Origin of the sequence: Marinifilum sp. D714 (genome assembly GCF_030851345.1) — a bacterium.
GTDB lineage: Bacteria > Bacteroidota > Bacteroidia > Bacteroidales > Marinifilaceae > Marinifilum.
The window spans coordinates 1-19,569 of record NZ_JALPNU010000019.1 but is presented as its reverse complement, the minus strand read 5'-3'; the positions used below and the strand labels follow the sequence as shown (position 1 = coordinate 19,569).

20 protein-coding genes and 1 tRNA gene are annotated in these 19,569 nt (G+C 35.2%); 15 read left to right on the top strand and 6 right to left on the bottom strand.

From position 1 onward, the window contains the following. Position 1: 1 nt before the first annotated feature. On the top strand, positions 2 to 1,378 hold the full coding sequence (locus M0051_RS15115) for an alpha-amylase family glycosyl hydrolase (protein ID WP_306742338.1): 1,377 nt from the start codon (positions 2 to 4) through the stop codon (positions 1,376 to 1,378). 70 nt (positions 1,379 to 1,448) lie between these two features. On the opposite strand, the gene M0051_RS15110 is transcribed toward M0051_RS15115, so the two are convergent. Both M0051_RS15110 and M0051_RS15105 read right to left on the bottom strand, forming a co-directional pair. Next, positions 1,449 to 2,174: a LytTR family DNA-binding domain-containing protein gene (locus M0051_RS15110; protein ID WP_306742337.1), complete on the bottom strand. Its 726-nt coding sequence runs from the start codon at positions 2,172 to 2,174 to the stop codon at positions 1,449 to 1,451. Then, positions 2,171 to 3,235: a sensor histidine kinase gene (locus M0051_RS15105; protein WP_306742336.1), complete on the bottom strand. Its 1,065-nt coding sequence runs from the start codon at positions 3,233 to 3,235 to the stop codon at positions 2,171 to 2,173. The genes M0051_RS15110 and M0051_RS15105 overlap by 4 nt, the downstream gene beginning before the upstream one ends. A 281-nt stretch (positions 3,236 to 3,516) precedes the next feature. Between M0051_RS15105 and M0051_RS15100 the strand changes: the two genes are divergently transcribed. Then, positions 3,517 to 5,367 (top strand): glycoside hydrolase family 13 protein, encoded by a 1,851-nt coding sequence (locus M0051_RS15100; RefSeq protein WP_306742335.1) that lies wholly within the window; start codon positions 3,517 to 3,519, stop codon positions 5,365 to 5,367. 60 nt (positions 5,368 to 5,427) lie between these two features. On the opposite strand, the gene M0051_RS15095 is transcribed toward M0051_RS15100, so the two are convergent. Continuing rightward, a complete protein-coding gene (locus tag M0051_RS15095) occupies positions 5,428 to 6,216 on the bottom strand; it encodes an SPFH domain-containing protein (protein ID WP_306742334.1) in 789 nt (262 codons plus the stop codon). Between the two features lie 413 nt (positions 6,217 to 6,629). Here M0051_RS15095 and M0051_RS15090 point away from each other — a divergent pair, with 413 nt between their 5' ends. The 13 genes from M0051_RS15090 to M0051_RS15030 all read left to right on the top strand — a co-directional run bounded on the left by M0051_RS15090 (position 6,630) and on the right by M0051_RS15030 (position 15,795). Further along, the gene (locus M0051_RS15090; protein WP_306742333.1) at positions 6,630 to 7,007 is read left to right on the top strand and encodes a nuclear transport factor 2 family protein; all 378 of its coding nucleotides are present in this window, start codon (positions 6,630 to 6,632) and stop codon (positions 7,005 to 7,007) included. Positions 7,008 to 7,099: 92 nt separating this feature from the next. Beyond that, complete coding sequence (locus M0051_RS15085) at positions 7,100 to 7,669, top strand: VanZ family protein (RefSeq protein ID WP_306742332.1); 570 nt, start codon at positions 7,100 to 7,102, stop codon at positions 7,667 to 7,669. Between the two features lie 94 nt (positions 7,670 to 7,763). Further along, positions 7,764 to 8,609, top strand: a complete 846-nt coding sequence (locus M0051_RS15080) for a hypothetical protein (protein WP_306742331.1) — start codon at positions 7,764 to 7,766, stop codon at positions 8,607 to 8,609. 10 nt (positions 8,610 to 8,619) lie between these two features. Continuing rightward, on the top strand, positions 8,620 to 9,204 hold the full coding sequence (locus M0051_RS15075) for a hypothetical protein (protein WP_306742330.1): 585 nt from the start codon (positions 8,620 to 8,622) through the stop codon (positions 9,202 to 9,204). A gap of 10 nt (positions 9,205 to 9,214) precedes the next feature. Next, positions 9,215 to 9,436: a hypothetical protein gene (locus tag M0051_RS15070; protein ID WP_306742329.1), complete on the top strand. Its 222-nt coding sequence runs from the start codon at positions 9,215 to 9,217 to the stop codon at positions 9,434 to 9,436. Between the two features lie 142 nt (positions 9,437 to 9,578). Next, positions 9,579 to 10,028, top strand: coding sequence for a hypothetical protein (locus M0051_RS15065; RefSeq protein ID WP_306742328.1), 450 nt, complete (start codon positions 9,579 to 9,581; stop codon positions 10,026 to 10,028). Between the two features lie 67 nt (positions 10,029 to 10,095). After that, a complete protein-coding gene (locus M0051_RS15060; RefSeq protein WP_306742327.1) occupies positions 10,096 to 10,485 on the top strand; it encodes a hypothetical protein in 390 nt (129 codons plus the stop codon). Between the two features lie 711 nt (positions 10,486 to 11,196). After that, on the top strand, positions 11,197 to 12,141 hold the full coding sequence (locus M0051_RS15055; RefSeq protein ID WP_306742326.1) for an FHA domain-containing protein: 945 nt from the start codon (positions 11,197 to 11,199) through the stop codon (positions 12,139 to 12,141). Between the two features lie 17 nt (positions 12,142 to 12,158). Then, on the top strand, positions 12,159 to 13,106 hold the full coding sequence (locus M0051_RS15050) for a protein kinase (protein ID WP_306742325.1): 948 nt from the start codon (positions 12,159 to 12,161) through the stop codon (positions 13,104 to 13,106). Positions 13,107 to 13,366: 260 nt separating this feature from the next. Continuing rightward, positions 13,367 to 14,122 (top strand): hypothetical protein, encoded by a 756-nt coding sequence (locus M0051_RS15045; RefSeq protein ID WP_306742324.1) that lies wholly within the window; start codon positions 13,367 to 13,369, stop codon positions 14,120 to 14,122. Positions 14,123 to 14,215: 93 nt separating this feature from the next. Continuing rightward, positions 14,216 to 14,428: a hypothetical protein gene (locus M0051_RS15040; protein ID WP_306742323.1), complete on the top strand. Its 213-nt coding sequence runs from the start codon at positions 14,216 to 14,218 to the stop codon at positions 14,426 to 14,428. A gap of 143 nt (positions 14,429 to 14,571) precedes the next feature. Beyond that, a complete protein-coding gene (locus M0051_RS15035; RefSeq protein ID WP_306742322.1) occupies positions 14,572 to 15,285 on the top strand; it encodes a pirin family protein in 714 nt (237 codons plus the stop codon). Between the two features lie 66 nt (positions 15,286 to 15,351). Further along, positions 15,352 to 15,795, top strand: a complete 444-nt coding sequence (locus tag M0051_RS15030; protein WP_306742321.1) for a DMT family transporter — start codon at positions 15,352 to 15,354, stop codon at positions 15,793 to 15,795. Positions 15,796 to 15,870: 75 nt separating this feature from the next. On the opposite strand, the gene M0051_RS15025 is transcribed toward M0051_RS15030, so the two are convergent. The 3 genes from M0051_RS15025 to M0051_RS15015 form a co-directional block, all read right to left on the bottom strand. Continuing rightward, positions 15,871 to 18,426: a M1 family aminopeptidase gene (locus tag M0051_RS15025; RefSeq protein ID WP_306742320.1), complete on the bottom strand. Its 2,556-nt coding sequence runs from the start codon at positions 18,424 to 18,426 to the stop codon at positions 15,871 to 15,873. A gap of 130 nt (positions 18,427 to 18,556) precedes the next feature. Next, the gene (locus M0051_RS15020; RefSeq protein WP_306742319.1) at positions 18,557 to 19,357 is read right to left on the bottom strand and encodes a DUF1338 domain-containing protein; all 801 of its coding nucleotides are present in this window, start codon (positions 19,355 to 19,357) and stop codon (positions 18,557 to 18,559) included. A 118-nt stretch (positions 19,358 to 19,475) separates the two neighbouring features. Continuing rightward, positions 19,476 to 19,549 (bottom strand) — tRNA-Asp (locus M0051_RS15015). Between the last annotated feature and the right edge of the window lie 20 nt (positions 19,550 to 19,569).

Sequence of the window (19,569 nt, the reverse complement as noted above, 5' to 3'; positions counted from 1 at the left end):
AATGAGAAGAGTATTTCAAACAGTTTTAAGTCTATTGTTGGTTGCAGGAACTTTGGCTTCATGCCAGAATAAATCTGCATCAAATAAAGTAGCAGAGGAAAAGAAGGCGGAAAAGCCTTTAGAGTGGAGTAGAAATGCTAATATTTACGAGGTAAACATTCGTCAGTACACTCCTGAAGGAACGATTAATGCTTTTGTTGAGCACATGCCACGATTAAAAGAAATGGGCGTTGATATTCTTTGGTTAATGCCAGTTTATCCAATTTCTGAAAAGAATCGTAAAGGAAGTATGGGAAGCTATTATGCTGTGAAAGATTACCGTGCAGTTAATCCTGAGTTTGGTACAATGGAAGACCTGCAGAATCTTGTGAAAAAAGCTCATGATATGGGAATGAAAGTAATTCTTGACTGGGTAGCAAATCACACTGGTTGGGATAATGTAATCATGGAAGAGCATAAAGATTGGTATACTCAGAATGAGAAAGGCGAAATTGTAATTCCTGAAGGAACAGATTGGAGCGATACTGCTGATTTGAACTACGATAATGAAGAAATGCGTAAGTACATGATCGGATCGTTGAAGTTTTGGATTGAAAATGCAAATGTAGATGGATTCCGTTGTGATGTTGCAGGTATGGTTCCAACTGAATTTTGGGAAAAAGCACGTATTGAATTAGATGCTGTTAAGCCTGTATTTATGTTGGCAGAAGATGGTGGACATGAGCTTTTAGAGAATGCATTTGATATGGGTTATGGATGGGAATTTCACCATATTATGAATGAAGTTGCCAAAGGAGAAAAGAATGCCAATGATATGGAAGCATACTTCCACAAAATTGATACTGTATTTCCTGCAGACTCGTACATTATGAACTTTACTACCAACCACGATGAAAACTCTTGGAATGGTACAACTGAAGAGAGAATGGGAGAAGGTGCTAAAACTTTTGCAGTTTTGACCTTTACAATGCCAGGTATGCCATTAATTTACAGTGGTCAGGAAGCTGGTTTGAACCACCGATTGAAATTCTTCGAGAAAGATGAGATCGATTGGTCTAATCTTGAAATGTCAGAATTTTACAAAGAATTAATTGCTTTAAAGAAAAACAATAAAGCACTTCAAAATGGAGTGAAAGGTGGCAAATTGGTTCGTATTCCATCGGATCAGAACGAGAAGATTTTTGCTTTCTTACGCGAAGCTGAAGGAAACAAAGTTGTTGTGATTTTGAACCTAAGCAAGGAAGCTATAAACGCTACTCTTGAAATGGGAGAAAATGCTGGAAATTATGCTTCTTACAAGGATGGTAGCAAGCATGATTTGGCTGCTAAACTTGAGGTTGAATTAAAACCTTGGGAATACAGAGTATACGAAAAATAGTAAAACCGTTTCCGATTTTTCGGAATCCGATATCCCAATGATGGCCGCTCTTTTAAGGGCGGCTTTCTTTTTATAAAATAGATTTTTGCTCAAGAACACTAATTACCATGCTTTTGTAATTGCGCCCAATGGGTATAAGTTTTCCTGCAATTTCGATATTGCTAGAAGTATAACTTTGTATTTTGTTGATGGATGCAATAAACGATCGATGTATTCTTAAAAAGGATGATTCCGGAAGTTTCTCCTCAATATTACTGATGGTATTTAGCGTTACAATTTCTTGTCCATTTTCCATGTAAATGGAAACGTAGTTTCTCAAACTCTCGATATACTGAATCTCATGCAAAAAAACTTTTACCATACGTTTCTCTGATTTGACAAAAATAAATGGCTGTTCCGAAGATATTTCCTCTTTTTTTTCTGGAATTTGAAACTGTGGTTGATTGATTTTAAAATATCGGTTTATGGCTTTAATAAAACGACCAAAAGGAATCGGTTTAATCAAATAATCCAGCGCTTCCAATTCGTAACTTTCCAATGCAAATTCTGAATAAGCAGTTGTGAAAATCACACTTGGAGGATTGGATAGGTTTCTTAACAATTGAATACCTGTTAAACCAGGCATTTGAATGTCAAGAAATAATAGGTCGATTTGTTTCGAATTTAGAACCGATAAAGCTTCTACCGCACTCTTGCATTTTCCTTCCAATTGTAAATAATCTATTCTATTGATGTATTCTTCAATCACATCAATAGCCAAGTCTTCATCATCAACAATTAAACACTTTATTTTCATCGCAATTTTAAATTTAAGTGTACCGAATACGAATCTTCATTTGCTGTTATCTTCAAATCGTGCTTCTCGGGATAGATTAAAGATAGCCTCCTTTTTACATTTTGCAAGCCAATTCCTCCAATTACAGATTCTTGGTCGGAGCCAGATTGAGGAATGCTATTTTCAATATTTAGTTTCAACTCATTGTTTTTTACTCCTAAATCTATGGTGATCCAAGCATTTCCATCGAAACCTTTTGTGCTGTGTTTAAAACTATTTTCAATAAACGGAAGGATAATCATTGGAGCAATTTGATTTAAACCAATATCTCCCCAAATGTTAAAACTGAGATCAATTCTATCGCCATATCGTATTTTTTCAAGCTCCAGGTAACTTTTGATGCTGTCAACTTCTTTCTGAAGATCAACACTTTTTGAGTTGGTTTCATACAGCATATATCGCAGCAGCTCCGACAATTTTAGGATTACATCCAAAGATTGATCAGACTTCTTTAAAATTAAAGAATACAAGCTATTTAAAGTATTAAAAAGAAAATGGGGTTGAACCTGATTTTTCAGGAACACCAATTCAGCTTCAAGCTTTTCCCTTATAAGATGTTGTTCGTTTTGTTGTACTTTATTAACATGATCTACCAGTTTTAGAATAAATGGAATGGCCATCACCGTACCCAGGTTAATCGAGCTACGAATAATCTGTACATAGCTAAATATTGGCTGCACTTCAAACTCTTTCAAATAGTATTTCAAAATGATGTAGTTGTCTGTAAATCGTTGTGTAAACGAAACGATAATAAGGGAAATTCCAAATAGCAAGATAAACTTGCCAATTTTTCTTTTGTACAGAAATTTTGGGAACAGGAAATAAATCACCCAATACACCAATGCAATTTTAGCAGGAAGATTTATTAGCTCAACCATCATTGTTTTTCTGAAATTCATGTCGTAGCTTCCCCAGGTAACCGCAAAGAAGAGCAGGTAGAATATCCAGTAACTAATGTGTTGAACCCATTTGTTATTTAGGATTTTAGCAAAATTGTTTTTCTCTGAACTTATGATTTGCATATTGAGTTTTTGCGTTTGGATATCAATTCAATGCTATTTTACCGTATTTTTAATTACAAAGCAAGTTTGAATCTGTTTTGCTTGGTTTTTCAGGACCAAATACAATTTAAGAAGGTAAAACAGTCAAGATTTTAGGATAAATTACAATCTGTTTCTATTTAGGCATTACATCCCATTAGAAATGTATTCTGTTAAAATAAATTGCTAAATTATGAAGACTTCCATTACTTAGGGCTTGGGTTGGAAAAATATCAACAACCAGGTAATTCAAAACTTATAATATGAAACGTTTATTATTGGCATTAATCACGGTTTTGTTTTTAGGAAACATTACTGCTTCAGCAAAAAATAAGATTGATCATTTGGAACCTGCATTCTGGTGGGTTGGAATGAAGAGTCCAAAACTACAATTGTTGGTGCATGGCGAGAACATTTCAGACTTGAAACCAGAATTGAATTATGATGGAGTGAGTATTGAAAAAGTAAGTCGAGTATCAAATCCAAATTATTTGTTTGTTGATTTACTAATCGATAAAGGAACAAAGGCTGGTGAATTTGATATTCTTTTTAAGAAAGGAAAGAAAACAGCAGTTACATACAAGTATAAACTTTTAAAAAGAGAAGAGGGCTCAGCAGAAAGAATTGGATTTACTCCAAAAGATGTGATGTACCTAATTACTCCGGACCGTTTTGCCAATGGTAATCCTGGTAATGATAACGTGAAGGGTTTAAGCGAGCAAGCTGACAGAAGCAATTCCAATGGTCGCCATGGTGGCGATATTCAAGGAATGATCAACAGCCTTGATTATATATCAGATATGGGATTTACTGCCATTTGGGTGAATCCTTTGTTAGAAAATAATCAGGATAAATATTCTTACCACGGATATTCAACAACCGATTACTATAAAATTGATGGGCGATATGGATCGAATGAGGAATATCAGAAGCTATCTCGCTTGGCTAAAGAAAAAGGCGTTGGCTTAATTATGGATGTGATACTAAACCATTGCGGATCGGAGCATTGGTGGATGAAAGATATGCCATCAAATGATTGGATAAACAACAAGGGTGAGTTTATGCAGTGCACTCACAAGCGATCAACAATACAGGATAGTTATGCATCTAAAGAGGATTTGAAACAGTTTGCCGATGGATGGTTTGTAAAAACAATGCCTGACTTGAATCAAAGAAATGAGTTCATGGCAACTTACCTAATCCAGAATGCAATTTGGTGGATAGAGTATGCTGGTCTTTCAGGAATTCGTGTTGATACTTACCCATATTCGGATACAGAATTTTTAGCAGAATGGACCGGAAGATTAATGGAAGAATATCCAAACTTCAACATTGTTGGAGAGGAGTGGAGCACGAACCCTGCAATTGTATCCTATTGGCAAAAAGGGAAAGTAAATCACGATGGTTATAGATCGAATTTACCAAGTTTAATGGATTTTCCATTGCAAAATGCAATGGTAGAAGCATTGACCAAAGAAGAAACCTGGGGTACGGGTTGGATCAAGCTATATGAAATGTTGGCAAATGACTTCCTGTATGCCGATCCGGGTAATTTGGTGATTTTTCCAGATAATCATGATATGGCTCGAATTTTTGATCAGGTAAACAGAGATTACGATTTGTATAAAATGGCAATGGTATATACATTAACCATGCGTGGAATTCCTCAAATTTATTATGGAACCGAGATTTTAGCAAAGAGCGATGCAGGAGGTGATCACGGAAAGCTACGAACTGATTTTCCAGGCGGATGGAAAGGCGATAAAGTAAATGCATTTACTGGCGAAGGTTTGAGTGCTCAAGAAAAGGATGCGCAGAACTTTATGAGAAAACTGATGAATTGGAGAAAAACAAGTGATGTAATTCATAATGGTAAATTAATGCACTATGCTCCTGAACTTGGGATTTACTCTTATTTCAGATTTACTGATGAGGGAAAAGTAATGGTGATTTTGAACAAGAACAAAGAAGCTGTTCAAATGGAAACCGCCAGATATCATGAAATGTTGAATGGCAACGAAACAGGCAAAGATGTCATTTCAGGTAAAAACTATCGTTTGAATGGAAGTATTGAGGTTCCGGCACGATCGGCCTTAATTTTAGAGATAAATTAGAAATAGAAGTTAGAATGGAAGAATCCCTTGGTAATTTTACCAGGGGATTCTTTTATGCCTTTATTTCTTTTCCTTTTTACTTTTTGTTTTTTCCTCCTTCGAATCCATTTTTAGCTCTTTGGTATTCCTTGGCAATACCTCTTCAGGGAATGGGAACAAAATGGTTGAGTTCTTCTCAGATGCAATATTAGCCAAGGTTTGATACAATCTCAATTTAATGGCAGATGGTGATTGGTCAATCATTTTACCTGCAGATAATAGGTTTTCTGCAGCTTCTTCTTCAGCCAAAGCAAGAATGACACGGGCACGGCGCGAACGCTCAGCTTCAGCCTGATTGGCCATCATACGGCGCATATTCTCAGGCAACTGGATGTCTTTAATTTTTACATCAATAATAACGATTCCCCATTCCTGGGTTTCCTTCTCAACAATGGTTTTGATGTTTTTTCCCATCTCTTCTCGTTTCGATAGAATGGTGTCTAGCTCTACCTTTCCGCAAACATCGCGCAAAGCAGCCTGAGCCAATTGCATAATGGCAAATTTGTACTCTTCTACTTCCAAAACGGCTTTCTCCGGATCATCAATTTTAAAGAAAACCACCCCATCAATGCTACAAGGAACATTGTCCTCGGTCATTACCTCCTGTGAATCGATATTGATGGTAATCACACGTATATCAACAATATTAACCGTTTCTACAATGGGAATAATCCAGTGGAATCCTGGATTTAGGATTTTAATGTACTTTCCGAATCGGAATTTTAAGGCTCTTTTGTATTCGAAAATAATTCTAATGCCTGCAAAAAAGAATACTACAACTGCCGAGAATAAAATAAGTAAAATGTCCATGAGAAATGTTTTTAAAGTTGAAACGGATTAGAAGAAGTAAGTTTGAGAAGTGCTCTAATGAATAGTATTATCCAATGATGATCGGCGTTTATTAAATTTACGAAATAATACTGATTAGCATTTAAGACTATTTATGATTTTTAGTGGATAGCTCTAATTTGCCTATAGCTTGTAAGGAGAGGTATAAATGAAACCTACTTTGTTCTTACGCGCCCAAGATTCTTTGTTTACTTTCTCATCAATGGAGAAAGTAAAAGCCTTTCGGCTTGAGCAAAGCAAAAAGAAAAGATAGGATGATTCTTGAAAATTATGTGGTATAACTTATTACGAAAGTTTAAGAGAATCATAAGTTTACATTTGGTAAGCAGTTTTTTGTTTCGTAGATTCAACTTAAATTATTGTAATGCAGTACCATGAAAAACCTACAAAAAGTAATAGAAAATTACATTCTAGCCTATAATCAGTTCGATATCGAAGGAATGATTATGGATTTGCACGAAGATGTAGTTTTTGAGAACATTTCAGAGGGAATTTTGACTTTGCGAACAGAAGGAATCGATGAATTTCACACTCAGGCCGAAAAAGCCATGAATTGTTTTAGCCAGCGCGAGCAAATTATCAGGAATTGGGACATTCAAGTGGATAAAGTGGTAATTGATATTGATTATAAGGCCACTTTGGCCACCGATCTTCCCAATGGAATGAAACAAGGAGATATCCTACAGATTTCGGGACAATCTGAATTTGTTTTTGAAGAGGATAATATAATTCGGATTGTAGATAGAGCATAAAATGGTAATTTGAAATTATCGATGTATGCACAAAAGCTTGACATCTAAATTTTAGCGCGGTATCTTATAGGTTAATACACAAAAGTAAGACTATGCCTTTATTTAAATCATCACTTGAAAAAAGATTGTGGCTATACGCACTGTTGGTATGGCTAGCCATTTTAACCAGCTTGATTTTTGGATATCCCTTGCTGCAGAAGCTGGGTGCTGAGAATATGGAGGCGCTTATTTTTATTCTGTGCATGATTATTATTGGGACCACTGTTATTTTACACACCTTTCGTCGTGCCAACGACAAGAACGATACCGTTACCGTACTTGGCATACTGGCAGTCTTCATGATGCTATTCCTTCGCCTTGGCTTGGCCGAGCGTTCTCACCTGATAGAATATTCGGTGCTTACCGTTTTTATACACCGTGCTTTACTCGAACGCTATAAGGACCAATACAAGGGTTTTACAATTGCACTATTATCTTTGCTACTTTCCTTTTTAATTGGAGTGTTCGACGAATGTGTGCAGGTATTTATTCCACGCCGTGTGTTCGATATGGCCGACTTTCTTTTTAATGGTTTGGCTGCAGGTATGGCCATTGGAGCCAGCTTGTTGTGGCAATGGATTCGAAAGAAAACGGCTATGCCTCAGTCTCGACCGAAACGCTAAAGGCTGACAAGTTTTTCTCCATCTTATTTCTCGAATTATTATTTTGTTAAGCGGTGTTTGTTTTGTAGATTTATGGAGTTTAAAACCCAAATCCATGAAATACAACTTACTTTTAATACTATTAGGATTCTCTTTGTATGCAAATGCTCAAAGTAATAAACTCATCGGTTCTTGGTTCTGGAGTGAAAGTGAGGACTACGATGTATTGGTAAAATACAATGAGAAAGAGTGTCAAATTACAGGTTTAGGAAAAGGAACCAAATCAAAGATATCGGAAAGGTATTTTCTGTATGAGGTAAAAAATGATACGATATTGTATAAAAATTACTCAGAAAATAATGATACTCTGTTATTTTCATATATCCTTTCTGAAGTAAATGATGCATATCTAAAAACGATTGACCCAAACGATGGTGCTTGTTTTAATTATAACAAGATTTCTTCTGAAACTCCAGAAATAGAACCTCATAAGCTTAATGAATTTTATCAGCACAATAATGCAATTGTTTTTGTAGCAGACACTGAAATTGATAATTATAGAAATGCTTTAAGTGTTGGATATATTAATATTGATGATAGTTTTAAAGAAACTTTGAGAAAATTAGGGAAGCCATATAAGGTTATGGAAGGGAATGCAGGCCTTAAAAATTATATATTCCTTATTGATCGACTTGAGAATTCAGACAATTATATGGTTGTTTCTGCTAAGTCCGATACCATTCAGGCTATCCAAATTACAGGAAGTACACGAAATGAAAAGTTTAAATTTTCGTCGGTACGTTTGGGCGATTATTCAAACTATGTCTATCAAAAGTTTGGAAATAGATTTAAGGAAAGACGGGTCGAACAGATTAAAGGAATTAGTTGGGACTATTATCCATTCACTTTTTCATTTGAGTTTGTAGAGGATAGAGTGTATTCAATTCGTGTGTACCGTTGATTAATAAGTTATGAAGCTGAATAAACTATTTACATTCATTGCATTTATTTCTTGTTTAGGAATTTCGGCTTGGTTGATTACCGATTTTTTTGGAGTATTAATCATGTTTCTAATTCTATATCGATGGATTATCATACCCTTATTAATTCTATATCTGATATCCATTATCGAAACCATTTTTAGCCTGATAAGAAGAGGATACAAGAGCAATCAAATTAAATTAACCTCACATCTTATAACTTTAATGGTTATAGGAGCATTGGTAATTAATAATACCGATCTATTCAAATCACAGAGTGTACTTAATGCTACCTTACATGATGATTTAAACCATTATACTTTAACCTTAAGAAAAAACGGGAACTGTGAAATAGATTGGATTGGTATGTTTGGTGTAAGTGGTAGTTATGAGGGAGCATATAAAATGAAAGGTGATACCATCATTTTTACAAAGGTTCCTTATGAGAATGATTTTATTCCTGATACCGTTTATTGGAATAGAGAAGAACAAGCCATTTTTATCACCAAAGACGATAAGGGGAATTTTAGTAATACTAAAAGCTTTTTGAATCATTTCGAGGTAAACTCCAACTAAAACTTGAAAAATGAAATTATATTTTACTACACCTAAAGACGAAGAACTGGCTCACGAAGCGAAGGAAGGAATTATTATTGCTAATAAAGAAGATGCGATTAAATTATGTTCCTTTTTTAGAACAGTTGAAGAGCATTTAAAAAATAATGAATCTTGTCACATGCACTATCAAGATTTTGTTGAAGGTTGGAATGCAGATAAGGATATTGATATTGAAATTAGTGTGGAATAATACAATTCTCCCCTCGCTGGTGCGCAATTCTATCACGTTACCAGAGGTAAGGCTTAACTACACGACAGGAGGGAATTCTACTTATATAAAATTCTAACGCAACTAAATAGAATTAAAAGCATCTTCATATAAAAACAAAGTTATGAAACACCTAAAATTAGTTTTGATTCTGCTTTTAGTTACATTCATAGGATGTAATGATGAGGATATGTCTCAATTAGAAACGCATGTTGATTACATTGAAATTGCAAAAAGTGAATTATACGGCAATGGAGAGGAAGGAATTTCTCAATCAAATATGGTAATTCGAAATGAAACCGATTGGGAAAATTTAAAGAATCAAATGGATTCATATAATGATGTCACAGACAATTTCAATGAAACAGATATTGATTTCGAAACCAATATATTAATTGCGGTGTTTTTAGAAATCAAAATGAATGGTTATGAAGTAAATATTAAAAAGGTTACTGAAACAGAAAATATAGTAAGTGTTTCTACAACAGAAAATGCATTTATATCTTCAGTTATCTGTCAGCCATTCTGCATTATAAAAATACCGAAAACAGAAAAACGTATAATATTTGAATAAAACTACATATTACAGTCAAGGTGCAGTAGTATACCAACCGCTACATTTCACCAAAAACCAAACAATCATGAAACCAAGCATCAAAATATTCGGAATCCTATTGATACTGGTAGGAATATCATTGCTTTTTACCCCCGAAATCATCTTTGGTTTTTTGGAGAGTAATAAGGGGGCGTTTGGGGTTTATTGGCTTGCCATTTTGGTGCGCTTGGTGTTGGGAGCTATTTTAATTCTATCGGCTAAAGAGTCAAAACATCCGCTTGCTGTTAAAATAATTGGTGGCTTGTTTGTGCTTGCTGCACTCATCTTTTTGTTTATGGGTCAGCAAAACTTTCAGGAGTTCATTGCTACTGTGCTTAGCGCATTTACTTCTTACATTCCTCTTGTAGGGTTGGTGAGCATTGCCTTTGGCAGCTTTTTTATTTATGCTTTTACTGGGCGAAGTATTAATGACTAAGTACATTATTACAACTTTTCAAAGAGTTGGGTTATTGCAGTTGGAAAAACTCCAATTGCAGAATATGCATATTACATGCTAACCTATGCAAAACTAATTGAGCGAACTTCGCAATTAATCGAAAAGATTAATGAATCAGGTTTAAAGAGTGTGTTAAAAGAGAAAGATGATTTGCGTGCCACAATTTACAAAGTGGAGGCCAAATGAAATCGTCGTCCATGTGCACAACAAGCCGGTCCATTAAATGTTAGTGCGGCTTTAGATCAGTATGGAATTCAAATTATCAGTGATAGTTATCTCAACGAAAGTGCGCAACCGAATCGCTGCATACAAAAGAAAAATTGAGGCGGATGCTGATGTTCAGTAGTTTATAAATTTGTGTTGGACCTGACAGACCTTATTGGCTGTCTGTTTTTTTTATGTCCATATGGAAAAGTTTAAAATAGGATTGCATAAGAGTGTTTGGTTTCAGGATTTAAGACAAAGAGTGAAAAAAACATTTTTTTTATTGATACATATAAAAAGATTTTGTTCTATTCAAAGAATAATCATAACTTAGATATACTTCGAACTACTTAAATGAAATTTATGAATACAAATAATTTAAAATAGATAAGAAAAATCTCACAAACTAAAATCCATTCTATCTAGCAATAAAATGAATCATCAAGCAATACTAAATTTAATTTTTAATTCACATTTATCAAAGAAATGGCTGTTCTTGAAAATGTAGTTGATGGCGAAAGAATGATTCTTTTCTGCCAACACAGTATTGGTCGTGATTATCACAATCGCTGTGTAATCCAGGAAAGAGATGTTTCCAGAAATCATGCAATTATTCATTGGGAAAATGGGAATTGGTATTTAACTGATTCCAGTAGAAATGGTACACTTTTAAATCAAAATATGATTTATCACAGCAGTACAATCATTAAAAAAAACGATATCATTCAATTTTCCATATACAAGCGTACTGTATGGAAGTTGATTGATGATAGTCCTCCGAGTAGTTTTCTGGAACATAAAACTTTTTCCAGATCCTATATAGAATTAAGAGATGGAGCTATTTTTTTGGAAAATAATGATGCTAAAATTTTATTCCGAAATTCGAATTCCGATTGGGTAATTCATGACCAAGAAGGTGAGAAAATACTAATTGATGGTGAATTATGTATTATTGATGATGAGGAGTATATTTTTGTTGAAAATGAGAAATTGGAGGAAACTAGTAGAAAAATAGATTTTAGCGAAGAGGCTTGTATAAAATTACAGATAAGTAATGATGAGGAGGAGGTGACAGCACGAATTCATATTAATGATTTTATACTTGATTTGGGTACTCGATCCTATAATCTATTGCTTTTGTATTTGATACGAATTAAGCAGGATGATAGGGTGAGTGGATTGAATGAAGAGGCTAGTGGATGGGTTGATTGTAAAGATGTAATTCGGGATTTAAGTAAGGAAGTACTCAAAGAAATTGATGATTTTTATATCAATAATTTAATTTACCGATTGCGGAAAAAACTAATGGAATTAGAACCTTATGGACATTTATTGATGAACATTATAGAGCGAAAAAAAGGAAGATTGCGATGTGGTTTATCAAAATTTGAAATTCATAAGGACTACTTATTTATTACCAATGAAGAATAATTCCTGAATCGTAACTTATGAACAATTCAGATCATTCCCGTTTGAAAAACTCTCTCAAAAATCAGTACCAAATCCTTGAGAAGATAGCCGAAGGTGGATGTGGATGTGTTTTTAAGGCGAAGCAACTAAGTACATTACAATTAGTTGCTATTAAAACCTTTAAAAAATTCTCATGCCATAAGGAGAGGTTGGCGATGGAAATAAAGCAACAATTTGAAAGGGAAGTAGAAATTTGTGCTCGAGTTAATCATCCCAATATTGTTCAGTTAATAGATAGGGGCTTTTTGTCTGATTTTGAATTTTATGTGGTGTTTGAATACTTACACGGGGAAACCTTGAAAAATTATATTTTAAGAAATGGTTCTCTAGCATTTGATAATATGGCCAACCTAATGGGACAAGTATTACAGGCATTGGTTTACGCACATAAAAGTGGAATTGTTCATGGCGATTTAAAACCAGAGAATATCATGATTATGCAGTATGGAGAAAACTTTCACGTAAAAGTGTTGGACTTTGGTAAGGGACATTTTGTTAGTGATATAAAAAATCAGAACGGCGAAGTTATAAATACAAACTGTTCTTTTGTTTCTCCTCGATACAATGCACCCGAACAATTAAGAGGAAAATCGCCCGGTTGTTATTCCGATTTGTATTCATGGGGGTTAATCGTATTGGAATGTATTACAGGTAAGGCTGCCATAGGGGGCTATTCTGAAAGAGTGATTTACAATGAGCAATTAAGTTCTGAAGACCTGTTGGTACCCAAAATAGTAAAAGAGCACGATCTGGGGGATTTGTTGCAAAAAGTACTGAGAAAGAAATGGCATGAAAGATGCAATGATTCAATGAAACTACTAAAAGAATTTTCCAGATTGCATTATACAGATCTTCCCTTTTGTTTAACACCTAATGATTCAAATTTTAAAATGAATAAGGATCATACTATATTTTTTCGTCCATAATTTACGTTTACAAATGTTTTGTTTAACAATTTCTTTTTGCGATATAAGGGATTGTGTATATTTCTTGTGTGAATAATCTTCTTTTGATGATGAATGTGTGATATACTGTGATATATTTTTATTTGATTAAATTTTAGACATTTGATTTAAGCTTTAAAACAACACGATCGATCAAGTAATTGCAGTTTTGTTTTAAGTACATGTAAGGCGTTTTCCGAAAAGCCCATTTTTAAATAGAGTAGGAATAAAAACAAATAACAATGTCAAAGGTTAATTGGAATAAAGGTAATTTAATTGAGTTATCACAAGGAGATACAGCCATTTGTGCAGGTAATTTGAATTATGGACAACTTTATTGTTTGTTCTTTTACAATGCAGCAGGAAATGATACACCTACTCCGGTTCATATTGTTGGAACTCAAGGTCAAGCACCTGTTGTTGTTAATGTTCCAGGAACAACTCAAAATCAGGGGTTAGCCGCTCTTTGTTTTGTTGATGGAAGTGAAACCAATACAATTTCAGCATCTGTTCTTAATGGAACACCAGGTGCTAAAATTCAGGCTTTTATAGGTAGTGTAAAAATGCCTCTTGATACGAGTGGGATTAATAACCGACAAATACCAATGAATGGCCAAATGCAGTCGTTTACAAAGTTTACACGTTACTATGGAGTGCCTGAGTCACATTGGTATTCAGGAAGAATTCAAAGTAATATTAATCAATTCATTTCTGTGCAATTCACTGAGAGAAAAGCTACCGTATTTGTAGTGAATCAACTTGTAGATCCTACCTTAACCATTGGTTATTATGGAAACTCTAAGAGTTTAGTAACGATTGATTCATCGAATACAGAGTATAAAGATTTTAACTTACAAGGTAACGGACAGCAATTTGTTTGGATTAATGCTGATAGTATTCAAAATAGCAATTCGGCTAGTATTGTAATACAATCGCTTATGGCTATTTACAATGAAAATATTACACAGCAAGCAGAAGCTTTAACAAGTTATGTGTAGTTGGTTGTTAAATTACCTCTTTTATCTGGACGTTTCACTATAGGCGAAGCGTCCAGTTTTTTTATGGGGGTAATAATGTGTGAGGCTTAAGTTTTGTTGTACATTCACAATAACCCGGTGTATCATGGCTTTTGCGATCATCCTATTGAATATGGTTGGAGCAGTTATATTGCTTGTACTAGTAACAAACCTACCAAGCTAAAAAGAGCAGTTGTAATCGATTGGTTTAACGATTTGCAGAATTTTAAAGAGTGCCACAACCAAGCATTGCAAGCTGATAAGATAGACGAGTGGTTGGGCATCTGATAGCGAGAATGTCTAAGCATTTCTGGAGAGGTTAAAGGATCAGGAGGACCTGTCTGGTTTCGAAAACCTGACAGGTCTAACTAATAATACGAACATTTCCATCTGTTAATTGTATATTTATTGTTACAGTAAATATAAAATCGATGAACACAGTATTACACAAAGCCAACACAAGAGGACATGCCAATCATGGATGGTTGGATTCCTATCATACTTTTAGTTTTGCGAATTATTACAATCCCGATAGAATACAGTTTGGAGTTTTGCGAGTAATCAACGACGATACCGTTGATGCTGGTAAAGGCTTTGGGACTCATCCTCATGAGAATATGGAGATTATTTCGATACCATTGGAGGGAGAGTTGGAGCACAAGGATAGTATGGGGAATGTTGCAAGAATAAAAGCAGGAGATATTCAGGTGATGAGTGCTGGTAAAGGAGTTTACCATAGCGAATACAATAAAAATCATGACAGAGCGGTTCAATTTCTACAGATTTGGGTGATTCCAAATCAACAACAGGTAGAGCCTCGCTACGATCAGATTTCTATAGCCGATATTTCGGAGGAGAATCAGTTTAATCAAATTCTATCTCCAAATGCCGATGATCAAGGGGTTTGGATTCATCAGAATGCCTGGTTCAATTTGGGACAGTTTACTGCTGCCACCGATAATCAATATCAATTGCATTCAAAAGATAATGGTGTATATGCTTTCGTGATTGAAGGAAATGCGATTTTCGAAAATCAGGAATTACAAAAACGTGATGGCTTTGGTGTTTGGGGAACAGATACCATTTCGATAAAAGCCAATAAAGATTCAAAAATTCTTTTGATGGAAGTCCCAATGAATCAATAATCGAATTAAAGCAACAACAGAGAATAGCTCGTAGATTTCACTATTTTTGCAACAAAATAAGAAGCTATGAGATATTTCCTGATGATTTTGATTTTGTTAGTGGGTTGCTTAATGCCAATACAAGCCAGTGTGAATGCCAAATTGGGTACTTTTCTGAAAGCACCATTAATGGCTGCTCTTGTAAATTTTGTGGTAGGTGGATGCATCTTGCTTTTTGTGGTTCTTGGTATGCGAACACCCAATAATTTATTGCAAGCAGTTAAGGAAGCTCCTTTTCATGCCTGGATAGGTGGTGCAATAGGAGCTGTGTATGTATCATCAGTTATTTTCTTGGTGCCACGTTTGGGAGCGGCCTTAAGTTTTGCTCTAATCGTATTGGGACAATTGGCTTTCTCATTGGTAATCGATCACTTTGGCTTGTTTGGAGTTTCTGTTCAGCCAATCAACTGGGGAAAAATACTGGGAGTATTGTTGATATTGGCTGGAGTTTTGGTGATACAAAAATTTTAATAAAAAAATGACCCTTCCAAATTGGGAAGAGCCATTGTATTTTGAGCTATGGGTTGAAATTACATGACTATTCATTTATTTCTTAAGTACCACATCGGCGGCCTGTAAAATTTTCAATTTTAAATTTTCGGGGTAATCTGGTCTTTCCTCTAAAAACTTGCGTGTGATATCGCCAGCTTCTTTCGATTGGTGGCCGCTATAGCTAACACTTAACCAATTGTAAGGGAAGAAAATATCACCGGTTACCTGAATTTCTTGTAACAATTCTAATGCTTGTGGCAAATAGTTCAATGCTTCTTGCTCTCTTAATGGATGATTCAAATAACGCAAACCTTCCAAAGCCCAACGCTCAATTTGTCTATTTTCTTCATTCTTTAAACTTTCAAAGAATGCTTTGCGAACTTCAACATCTGCGGAAAGGGCAGGAGCAACAAATTGCATCTTCTTCTTACGATCGGGATTTTGGATTCTTTCTGTTTGAGTTTTGATCAGTTCATCAGCTTTTTCAGGCATTTTAATTGCCAGATTACAAGCCAATGCAGTTGCTTTGGTTTCTGAAAGACTAAAACCGCCAATGGCAATTTCTTCTTTCCAAACTTTGTAAAGCTGAGATAATCTTTCAGGAGTTTCGGCAACACTACTCAAGGCAGAATACAAGCTCGATTTTTTACTCATGTCTTTCTCACTGCTTAGTCTGATCCATAGACTTTCTTCCAATGTTTTACCGAGCAGCTTTCTTTCGTTGGGGTTTAGATCTAACCAGTATGCTGATTTTAGATAGGAAAGCATACGTTCCAGAATTAGGCTGTTCTGTTCCTTTTCAATTTGTTTTTCAACGGCAGAAACGAACTCTTTGCCACTAACAATTCCTTCGCGTAAATTCTCATACAGATTGATTAATGCAATACCTCTTGCCAAATCATCTTTAATATTATCAAAATTATTCAGTAGAAAAGTTTTGCTACTGTTATCCAGTTTAAAAAATCCATAGGCATCACCTTTTGCATTGGGTATAATATAGTCGGGTACAGCTAATCCATTTGCTTCTTCAACTTCAACTATAGACTTATCCATTGTGAACTGAATCAATTTGCTCGACTCTTTGTATCCTAGTAATAAGTTTAAATCTTGAGTCCAGTCGCCAGGATTTCCTTTAGCATCTGTTTGAGAAATGCTTAGCTTGCTGATTTTTCCATTTTCAGATTCAATATTGCACTCAATTGTAGGTCTTCCTGCTTTATCCACCCAAACCTTGCTCCAATGTTTCAAGTCGAATTCAGTCGTAGCATCAAGAATAGCAATTAAATCTTCCCAACTTGCATTTCCATATGCATAGTCTTTCATGTAAGTCTGCAGACCTTTCTTTAAGGCTTCTTCTCCGGTAATATTTTCAAGCATATTCATCACAATAGGAGATTTGTGATAGATAATTGCTCCGTAAACGGTTCCTGCATCTTTTAGGTTTGGTAAAACTTGATTTACCGGGTTAGCACCAGAAGTTCTGTCTACGCTAAATGAGCTTGGAAAATGAGCCATTTGAAACTTTAGATCATGGTTCATTTCCGGAAAGCTTGGGTTTGTAATTTTATCTGCAAGGAAATTGGCAAATACTTCTTTTAGCCATACCTGATCGAACCATTTCATGGTTACCAAATCGCCAAACCACATGTGAGCCGTTTCGTGCGCAATTAGGTTTGCTCGAGCCAATAATCTGTTTTTGGTAGCGTCTTTATCCAAAAACATTCTTGATGCATTGTACAAAGTTGCACCAGTATGTTCCATACCACCATATTGGAAAGAAGGAATTACCACAATATCATATTTTGCAAAAGGATAGGGAACATCCGTATATTCTTCGAGCCAGTCTAAGGATTCAAACAAGATTCGGAATATTTCATCGGTGTTATTGGCTAATTTCTTAGGATCTGTTTCGCGGTGGTACATGGTGTGTTCACGACCATTATGCTCTCGGGTAATGGTTTCAAACTTACCGGCTACAAACGAGAATAAATAGGTAGGCAGAGGTTTCGTTTTGGCAAACTCGTAGGTTGTTCTGTCACCGTTTTCCTTTACCTGGTTTAATTTTCCATTCCCCATGGCTTTCCAATGAGATGGAACGCTTAGGCTAAGTTCAAAGTTTGCTTTAAGGTTGGGTTGATCGAAGCATGGAAATGCCGTTCTTGCGCGATCAGGAACGAATAATGTATATAAAAATTCATCATTTCGATTCAATGATGTATTGCCTGTAATAAATTCAAGCTCAATGTTATTTTGTCCTTTCTTTAGCTCTTCCTTCGGGATAATTACATGTTCTGATTCGAAACGGTAAGCAGAGACTTTTCCGTTTGTCTTAACCGACTTGATCAAGCTGGCACTCTCTCGGAAATCGATTTGTAAATCCTGATCTGTACTCGCTAAATTGAAAATGATCTTGTTCTTTCCAGGTATTTCTGCTGATTTTCCTTCCGGGATATCAAATTGAAGTTGATATTCCAAATTCGAAATGTTCTTTTTTCGATAATCAGCAAGAGTTTTTGCTATACCTGTTTCAACAGGAAGAGTTTTTGTGCTCATATTGCAAGCTGATAATAGCATACAAAAAAGAAGCAATAGTGTTAGTTGTTTGTTCATTTTTGGAGTGTTAGATTTTCCGCATAAAGATAATACTATCGAATTGCAAATGGAGTGACATTTGTTGCTTTGCACAAAAAAAGCAAAATCCAGTTCATGAATTTTGCTCTTCGAATGATATTTGATCTGATTATGCTTCTCTGTAGTTTGTACTGTCGAAAATTTTATTGGCATTGGCTGCAATAAAACCAGAGAATAGATCGCCAGATTCGTCGGGATAACGAATAGCAAATTCATAAAAGCAAGCAGGAATATCGTAAGTGCCTTCTTCAAAATCAACTTTAATAATATCCGATAAGGTTGAAGACTGTTGCAGGTAAACCTCAGGAGAACCTTTGATTTCGCCTCCAGACGTATTCATAGGATATCCATTATCTTTTAAAAACTGATTTACTTTCTCTATTGTATCAAACTTTTTCAAAGCATTAATACTAACCGTAAAATGATTTACTCTGAATCCATGCACATATAGCCAGGCTCCATATTCCGATTCTTCTCTTAACCTCTGATACGTTTCATACGAAGGTTTGCTCCATACACTACCTTTAAATATAAGATCTGGATCTGCATAGTAAGCATTACCCACGGAATTAAGTCTGTTTTTAATAATCTTCTGAAATTCTTCTGAAAATTCAGATAGAATTAGTTCAGATATAAAAACTCTTGGAGCTTCTTCGGTTGGATGTTCCAAATGAACCGCATTTAAGTGCTTATCGTCGAATTTGTATTCGCCAGCATATTTATATCCTGCTTTCAAAAATTTCTTAGCCAGAACTTGTATGTTCATTCTAGGATCATCAAAAGTACGAAATGCTACATGATCGTTCATAACAATTTCTCCTTCGTTTGAGAATAGATCATGTATTGCTTGTGCAGATGGATTTTGAGCTGTGTATCCTTTCCAAAGCTCGTTAAAAAGTTGTTGTTGCATAAGTGTGATTTTTATTTTGACTTAATTAAGATACGAATAAAAATCGATGCCAAACAAGATTTTTTGGAGCAATAAAAAAGCCTTCGACTCAAAAGAATCGAAGGCTTCATTTCTTCAGCGGTCCGGACGAGACTCGAACTCGCGACCCCATGCGTGACAGGCATGTATTCTAACCAACTGAACTACCGGACCAAAATATTTTAAAGAACTAA

Excerpts from the sequence above, each read along its gene's own strand:
- M0051_RS15115 (WP_306742338.1), top strand. The coding sequence starts at position 2 with ATGAGAAGAGTATTTCAAACAGTTTTAAGTCTATTGTTGGTTGCAGGA.
- M0051_RS15110 (WP_306742337.1), bottom strand. The coding sequence starts at position 2,174 with ATGAAAATAAAGTGTTTAATTGTTGATGATGAAGACTTGGCTATTGAT.
- M0051_RS15105 (WP_306742336.1), bottom strand. The coding sequence starts at position 3,235 with ATGCAAATCATAAGTTCAGAGAAAAACAATTTTGCTAAAATCCTAAAT.
- M0051_RS15100 (WP_306742335.1), top strand. The coding sequence starts at position 3,517 with ATGAAACGTTTATTATTGGCATTAATCACGGTTTTGTTTTTAGGAAAC.
- M0051_RS15095 (WP_306742334.1), bottom strand. The coding sequence starts at position 6,216 with ATGGACATTTTACTTATTTTATTCTCGGCAGTTGTAGTATTCTTTTTT.
- M0051_RS15090 (WP_306742333.1), top strand. The coding sequence starts at position 6,630 with ATGAAAAACCTACAAAAAGTAATAGAAAATTACATTCTAGCCTATAAT.
- M0051_RS15085 (WP_306742332.1), top strand. The coding sequence starts at position 7,100 with ATGCCTTTATTTAAATCATCACTTGAAAAAAGATTGTGGCTATACGCA.
- M0051_RS15080 (WP_306742331.1), top strand. The coding sequence starts at position 7,764 with ATGAAATACAACTTACTTTTAATACTATTAGGATTCTCTTTGTATGCA.
- M0051_RS15075 (WP_306742330.1), top strand. The coding sequence starts at position 8,620 with ATGAAGCTGAATAAACTATTTACATTCATTGCATTTATTTCTTGTTTA.
- M0051_RS15070 (WP_306742329.1), top strand. The coding sequence starts at position 9,215 with ATGAAATTATATTTTACTACACCTAAAGACGAAGAACTGGCTCACGAA.
- M0051_RS15065 (WP_306742328.1), top strand. The coding sequence starts at position 9,579 with ATGAAACACCTAAAATTAGTTTTGATTCTGCTTTTAGTTACATTCATA.
- M0051_RS15060 (WP_306742327.1), top strand. The coding sequence starts at position 10,096 with ATGAAACCAAGCATCAAAATATTCGGAATCCTATTGATACTGGTAGGA.
- M0051_RS15055 (WP_306742326.1), top strand. The coding sequence starts at position 11,197 with ATGGCTGTTCTTGAAAATGTAGTTGATGGCGAAAGAATGATTCTTTTC.
- M0051_RS15050 (WP_306742325.1), top strand. The coding sequence starts at position 12,159 with ATGAACAATTCAGATCATTCCCGTTTGAAAAACTCTCTCAAAAATCAG.
- M0051_RS15045 (WP_306742324.1), top strand. The coding sequence starts at position 13,367 with ATGTCAAAGGTTAATTGGAATAAAGGTAATTTAATTGAGTTATCACAA.
- M0051_RS15035 (WP_306742322.1), top strand. The coding sequence starts at position 14,572 with ATGAACACAGTATTACACAAAGCCAACACAAGAGGACATGCCAATCAT.
- M0051_RS15030 (WP_306742321.1), top strand. The coding sequence starts at position 15,352 with ATGAGATATTTCCTGATGATTTTGATTTTGTTAGTGGGTTGCTTAATG.
- M0051_RS15025 (WP_306742320.1), bottom strand. The coding sequence starts at position 18,426 with ATGAACAAACAACTAACACTATTGCTTCTTTTTTGTATGCTATTATCA.
- M0051_RS15020 (WP_306742319.1), bottom strand. The coding sequence starts at position 19,357 with ATGCAACAACAACTTTTTAACGAGCTTTGGAAAGGATACACAGCTCAA.